This window comes from Nonomuraea sp. NPDC001684 (assembly GCF_053596515.1).
Map to the genome: position 1 here is coordinate 1 of NZ_JBSFGJ010000519.1, position 6,145 is coordinate 6,145.

The window sequence follows — 6,145 nt, forward strand, 5'->3', positions numbered from 1 at the left end:
CCTTCATGGACGACGCCGAGATCCTGGCGCACCACGTGCGGCCGGTGTCGTTCGACGAGCTCGTGGCGGGCGCCGACTATTTGGTTATCCAGGCGCCGCTCACCTCGGGGACGCACCACGCCTTCGACCGCGCGACGCTGCGCAGGATGAAGCCGGACGCGATCCTCGTCAACACCGCGCGCGGCCCGATCGTCCAGGACGAGGCGCTGTACCAGGCGCTCACCGAGGGGTGGATCGCCGGCGCCGCCCTGGACGACCTGGAGGAGGAGCCGGCCAAGCAGCGCGACTGGCGTCCGGACAACCCGCTGTTCACGCTGCCCGGCGTGATCGTCACCCCGCACGCCGCCTACTACTCCGAGCAGGCGGTGGAGACGGTGCGGCGGTTCGCCGCGGAGGAGGCCGTCCGGGTCCTGACCGGGCAGGCGCCGCGCAGCCCCGTGAACGACGTGACGGCCCGGCCCTGACAGGCGGTCGTGTCCTCCCGGCGCCGTAGCCGCGCGGGAGCGTACGACGGCGGGAGTAGCGCGGACCGTCTCCGGCCGTACGACGACGGCGGCGGGCACGGGCGGCGAGGATCAGGACGGCAGCCACCCCACTCCCTCAAGGACGCTTCATGGGCATCACCTGCGAGCGCGACCTCGCCGACTTCCTGACCGCCTACACCCGGGACATGGCCGTCTCCCCCGAGGAGCCCGCCACGATCATCGACCGCTACTTCGTCCCGGACTTCGAGTACTGCAACGACGGCCTCGTGATCGACCGGCAGCGCATGATCGACCACGTCCGCCCTGTCCGGCGGCAGGTCGACCAGGAGGCGATGGCCGCCGGCGACGGGACCGGGGTCGAGATCCACGAGACGCTGGTCTCCGGCGACCGGATCGCCGCCCGGTGGACCTTGCGCACGAGGCTGCGCAAGGGCAGGACCTTCACGGCGGAGGTCTTCATGTTCGGCCGCCTGGCCCCGGACGGCCGCATCCGCCGGATCGACCAGACCACCAGGCAACTGGACGAAGCCGGGTAGCCGCGCGAGCGGTTCAGCCCGTCCGGCGGCCGGCCCGCCACTCCGGGGCCAGCACGGACCAGACCTCGACGTCGTGCCGGACGCCCCGGTGGGGGTAGCTCTCGCGCAGGACGCCGTCCCTGCTCATCCCGAGCCGCCGGGCCACGGCGATGCTGGCGGTGTTGCCGGCCGCGGCCTGCCACTCCACGCGGTGGATGCCGCGCTCCTCGACGGCCCAGTCGATGATCACGCGGACGGCCCTGGTCACCAGGCCCTTGCCCGCCGCCGACGGCTCCAGCCAGCAGCCCGCCTCGGCGGTGCCGAGCCGGACGTCCATCGTCCGGAAGAGCACGCCGCCGACCAGCCTGCCGCCGTTCCAGATGCCGTAGATGCGCCCGGTGTCGGCCGCGGCCTTGTCCGCGTACGCCTGCAGCACCGACCTGGCGGACTCCAGGTCGGTGACGAGGTCGGGCAGGGAGATGAACCGTCCGATGAACTCGCGTCCGCGGTCCATGTGGCTCAGGAACTCCTCGGCCCGCCAGGGCTCCAGCGGACGCAGCTCCGCGCCGTCGTCGCCCAGGGAGATCGCGAACATTGCTGCCTTTCCGTCCAGGATTCACCCGTCTTGCGGGGAAATCCTCTCACGGGCGGCCAGGCCCGTTGATCTCGGCGGGGCGGGCACGGCCTGCAGGTAGGTCAGCACCGCCATGACGCGCCGGTTGTGGTCGTCGGAGGGAGGCAGGCCGAGCTTGGCGAAGATGTTGTTCGTGTGCTTGCCGACCGCCTTGTCGGTGACCTGGAAATGGGCGGCGATGGCCAGGTTGGACAGGCCCTCCGCCATGAGCGTCAGCACCTCGCGCTCGCGGGGTGTCAGCGCGGCCAGCGGTTCGTCCCTGTCGCGGCGGGTCAGCAACTGGGAGACGACCTCCGGGTCCATCGCGGTGCCGCCGGCGGCCACCTGGCGCACCGCCTCGACGAACCGGTCGACGTCGCCCACCCGGTCCTTCAGCAGGTAGCCGACCCCGCCGGAGCGGTCGGACAACAACTCCCTGGCGTACAGCTGCTCCACGTACTGCGACAGGATCAGCACCGGCAGCCCCGGCACCCGGGCGCGCGCCTCCAGCGCGGCGCGCAGCCCCTCGTCGGTGAAGCCGGGCGGCAGCCGCACGTCGATCACCGACACGTCGGGACGGTGCCGGACCAGCGCCGCCAGCAGCATGGGCCCGTTGTCCACCGCCTCCACGACGGTGCAGCCGTGCGCCGACAGCAGGCGGACCAGGCCGTCCCGCAGCAGCGCGAGATCTTCGGCTATGACAACGCGCACGGGACCTCCATGGTCAGTTCGGTCGGGCCGCCGGGAAGGCTGCTGACGGTGAGCGAGCCGTCGAAGGCGGACAGACGGTCCTCGATGCCGCGCACGCCGGTGCCCCGGTCGCGGCGGACCGGGCCCCCGCCGTCGTCGCCCACGGTCAGCCGGAGCACGCCGGCGGTGTGCCGCAGCCGCACCCAGGCGCGGGAGGCGCCGCTGTGCTTGGTCACGTTGGTCAGCGCCTCGGCCGCGGCGAAGTAGACGGCGGACTCCACCGGCGGCTGCGGGCGGCCGGACAGGTCGATGTCGATCTCGACCGGCATCGGGCACAGCAGCGCGGACGCCTCGATGGCGCCGGCCAGGCCGCGGTCGGTCAGCACCGGAGGATGGATGCCGCGTACCAGGTCGCGCAGGTCGCTCAGCGCCTGGCCGGCGATCTCGCGGGCCTCGTCGATCATCCGCAGGGTCTCGTCCGGGTCGCCGGAGCCGCGGGCCAGCCCCAGGTGCATGCGGATGGCGATCAGCTTGGCCTGCGCGCCGTCGTGCAGGTCGCGTTCGATGCGGCGCAGCTCGGCCGCGCGCGCGTCGACCAGCGCGGCCCGGGACGCGGTCAGCTCCCGGATCCGCGTGTCCGGCGTGGGCCGCGCGTCCAGCAGCCGCCGCGCCAGCCGCGCCTGCCCGGTACGGAACAGCGGGACGGCCATGAGCACCACCACGGCGATGGCCACGGTGGACATGCTCAGGGCGAACGTGTTGAGCAGGCTCGTCTCGGCCGGCCGCAGCCGGAGGAAGACGTAGTCCAGGGCGGACAACATCGCCCACACCGCCGCCAACGGGGCGGGTCCGGTGACGCCGTGCACGGCCAGCCAGGCCAGCTCCCGCCACCTGCCCTCGCCGTCCCCGTCGCTGGTCCCTGTGCTGTTCCCTGTGCTGGTCCCGTCGCCGTCGCCGTCGCCGTCGAGGCCGAGCGTCCGGCCCGCCCAGCGGCGCTGGAACCCGGCCAGGCGGCGAGCGGCCGCGAGCAGCCGGCCGAGCGGCCCCCGCCCGAGACCGGCCACCGGCACCAGGACGGCGCTCACCGGCACCAGGACGAGCAGCGCCAGCGCGGCCACGCCGGTGACGGCGTTCAGCGCCAGGCCGGTCACCGCGTTCAGCGCGTACGCCGCCAGGCCGGTCACCACCCGCCACGCCGGGCCGCCGGGCGAGGGTCGTCTTGCCATCACAGATGCAGTCTGCCCAATCGGCGAGCAGAAGGCGGTGGGGCCGGCCCCACCCCCCGGGGTGGCGATTTCCCACCCCGGCAGGTGGGCGCGCACCCATGGAGGCCGCGGCCCCGGCTCGCCAGGCTCGACGAGACCAGCCGACGAGGGGGAGACGTGATCGAGGTAAGAGGACTGACCATGCGCTACGGCCGCACACTCGCCGTGGACGACCTGACCTTCACCGTGAGACCGGGCCTGGTGACCGGATTCCTGGGCCCGAACGGCGCCGGGAAGTCCACGACCATGCGCGCCGTGCTCGGGCTGGAGACGCCCGCCGCCGGTGCGGCGCTGGTGGACGGCCGCCCCTACGCGTCGCTGCGCCGGCCCATGCACACGCTGGGGGCGCTGCTCGACGCGGGGGCGGTGCACGGCGGCCGCACGGCCCGCGCCCATCTCGGCTGCCTGGCGCGCAGCAACGGCCTCGGCCCGCGGCGGGTGGCCGCCGTCCTCGGCCAGGTCGGGCTGGAGGACGTCGCGGACCGGCGGATCGGCGGGTTCTCCCTCGGCATGAAGCAGCGGCTGGGCATCGCGGCGGCGCTGCTGGGCGACCCGAAGGCGCTGATGTTCGACGAGCCGCTGAACGGGCTGGACCCGGAGGGCATCCGCTGGATCCGCGACCTGCTGCGCTCGCTCGCCGCCCAGGGCCGTGCCGTCCTGCTGTCCAGCCATCTGATGAACGAGCTGGCGCTCACCGCCGACCACGTCGTCGTCGTCGGACGCGGCCGGCTGATCGCCGACACCACGACGGACGCGCTCGCCGCCCGGTTCCAGCGCGACGTCCTGGTGCGCGCCACCGACTCGGAACGGCTGACGGAGATCCTGCGCGGGCACGGCGCGACCGTCACCGCCGAGCCCGCGGAGCCGCCCGCGCACGACCCGCCCGAGCCCGCGGAGCCGCCCGCGCACGACCCGCCCGGGACCGGCGGCCTGCCCGTCCAGGGCCTGTCCGTTCGGGGGCTGGAGGCCGGTGTGATCGGCGACCTGGCGCTGCGGGCCGGGATCGCGCTGCGGGAGCTGACCCCGCGCGGCGCGTCGCTGGAGGAGGCGTTCCTGGAGCTCACCGAGGACAGCGTCGAGTACGGCGCCCGCCCCGTCACCGCGGAGGCGGCCCGATGACGGCCCCGACGACGGACGCCGTCGCCGCCGAATGGCTCAAGCTGCGCTCACTGCGCTCGAACGCGTACCTGCTGGCCGTCTCGCTGCTCGCCGTGCTGGCCTGCGCCGGGGTGGCGTACCTGATGGGACGGGGGTTCGACCACCAGACGGCCGAGGAGCGGCTGCGCTTCACCGGCAACGGCAACGGCCTGGGCACCGGCCTGCCGGTCGCCTACTTCGTGTTCGGCACGCTGGGCGCCCTCACCATCACCTCCGAGTACGCCACCGGCATGTTCAGGACGAGCCTGGTGGCGGTGCCCCGGCGGCAGCTGTTCCTGTTCGCCAAGGTCCCCGGACTGGCCGCCGTCACCCTGGTCGCCGGTCAGCTGCTGGCCTTCGCCATGCACCTGGCCGCCCAGGCCGTGCTCGGCGAGCGCGCCGGTCAGGTGCTGCTCGACGGGCGGACCCTGGGCACACCGCTCTCCGACCCCGGGGTGCTCACCTCGGTGGTGGCCGCCGGGCTGTCCATGGCGGCCGCGGCGCTGATCGGGCTGGGGGTGGGCGCGGCGCTGCGGTCCACCCCCGGGAGTCTGGTCGCGCTCGTCATGATCTTCCTGGTGCTCCCGGTCGCCGCCCAGACCCTGCCGTCGCCGCTGCGGGCGCGGGCCGGGTCGTACATGATCGAGAACCTGCCGGGCCAGATCGCCGGGGTGGGCGGCGGCCTGCTGTCCCCGCCGGCGGCGGCCGCGCTGCTGCTCGCCTACCTCGCCGCCGCGCTGACGGCGGGCGCCGCGGTCACCGCGTCGAAGGGCGGCACGCGCAGGGTCCTGGCCGTCGGCGCCGCCGCGGCGCTCCTGGCGGGCCTGGTGGCGGTGCCCGCCGTCGGTGACTCGACGGACGCCGGACCGTCCTCCCTGGTCTGGCGGCCGTGCGCGGACAAGGACGCCCCCCGGGACATGCGGTGCGCCTCCGTCCAGGTGCCCGTGGACTGGAGCAAGCCGGCCGGACGGAAGATCGCCGTCCCGCTCGGCCTCCTGCCCGCCTCCGGCGGCGCACGCCGGATCGGCACGCTCTTCTCCGTCCCCGGCGGCCCCGGAGCGTCGGGCATCGACGACCTGAAGCAGTTCCACGGGAAGTTCACGCCGTTGCGTGACCGCTTCGACGTGGTCAGCCTCGCCCCGCGCAACACGGTCGAACCCGGCGGCGTGCTGCCGTACGCATGCCTGACCACCGGTCCGTGGATCACCCTGCCGCGCGACCGCGCCGAGTACGCCGCCCTCGCCCGGACGAACCGCGAGCACGCCCAGCGGTGCCGTGCCGCCGATCCGGAGCTCTTCGACCACATGGACTCGGCCTCCGTCGCCCGCGACATCGAGGCCGTCCGCGTCGCCCTGGGCGAGGACCGGCTGAGCTTCCTCGCCAACTCCTACGGCGGCCGCCCCGCGACGGCCTACGCCCGCCTGTTCCCCTCCCGCGTCC

Annotated in this window: 6 protein-coding genes and 1 pseudogene; 4 read left to right on the top strand and 3 right to left on the bottom strand. The window is 74.4% G+C overall.

What is annotated here, in order from left to right:
- Together ACWCSD_RS45810 and ACWCSD_RS45815 are read left to right on the top strand one after the other, a co-directional pair.
- On the top strand, positions 1-464 hold a 464-nt coding region (locus tag ACWCSD_RS45810), incomplete at its 5' end, for an NAD(P)-dependent oxidoreductase (RefSeq protein ID WP_449924921.1).
- Between the two features lie 149 nt (positions 465-613).
- Entirely contained in the window at positions 614-1,021 is a 408-nt protein-coding gene (locus ACWCSD_RS45815) for a nuclear transport factor 2 family protein (protein ID WP_387680738.1), read from the top strand.
- 13 nt (positions 1,022-1,034) lie between these two features.
- On the opposite strand, the gene ACWCSD_RS45820 is transcribed toward ACWCSD_RS45815, so the two are convergent.
- From ACWCSD_RS45820 to ACWCSD_RS45830, 3 genes are read right to left on the bottom strand one after another with little or no spacing between them, the layout of a single operon-like run.
- Positions 1,035-1,595 carry a GNAT family N-acetyltransferase gene (locus ACWCSD_RS45820; RefSeq protein WP_397162940.1) on the bottom strand — a complete coding sequence of 187 codons (561 nt, stop codon included), beginning with the start codon at positions 1,593-1,595 and terminating at the stop codon, positions 1,035-1,037.
- 21 nt (positions 1,596-1,616) lie between these two features.
- Positions 1,617-2,324, bottom strand: a complete 708-nt coding sequence (locus ACWCSD_RS45825) for a response regulator (RefSeq protein WP_449924925.1) — start codon at positions 2,322-2,324, stop codon at positions 1,617-1,619.
- Positions 2,309-3,529: a sensor histidine kinase gene (locus ACWCSD_RS45830; RefSeq protein WP_449924928.1), complete on the bottom strand. Its 1,221-nt coding sequence runs from the start codon at positions 3,527-3,529 to the stop codon at positions 2,309-2,311. Before ACWCSD_RS45830 ends, ACWCSD_RS45825 begins: the two co-directional genes overlap by 16 nt.
- A gap of 156 nt (positions 3,530-3,685) precedes the next feature.
- Here ACWCSD_RS45830 and ACWCSD_RS45835 point away from each other — a divergent pair, with 156 nt between their 5' ends.
- Entirely contained in the window at positions 3,686-4,687 is a 1,002-nt protein-coding gene (locus ACWCSD_RS45835) for an ABC transporter ATP-binding protein (RefSeq protein ID WP_449924931.1), read from the top strand.
- Positions 4,684-6,145 (top strand): annotated as a pseudogene (locus tag ACWCSD_RS45840) (alpha/beta fold hydrolase); the annotation flags it as partial. The gene ACWCSD_RS45835 and the pseudogene ACWCSD_RS45840, both read left to right, overlap by 4 nt.

Excerpts from the sequence above, each read along its gene's own strand:
- ACWCSD_RS45815 (WP_387680738.1), top strand. The coding sequence starts at position 614 with ATGGGCATCACCTGCGAGCGCGACCTCGCCGACTTCCTGACCGCCTAC.
- ACWCSD_RS45820 (WP_397162940.1), bottom strand. The coding sequence starts at position 1,595 with ATGTTCGCGATCTCCCTGGGCGACGACGGCGCGGAGCTGCGTCCGCTG.
- ACWCSD_RS45830 (WP_449924928.1), bottom strand. The coding sequence starts at position 3,529 with ATGGCAAGACGACCCTCGCCCGGCGGCCCGGCGTGGCGGGTGGTGACC.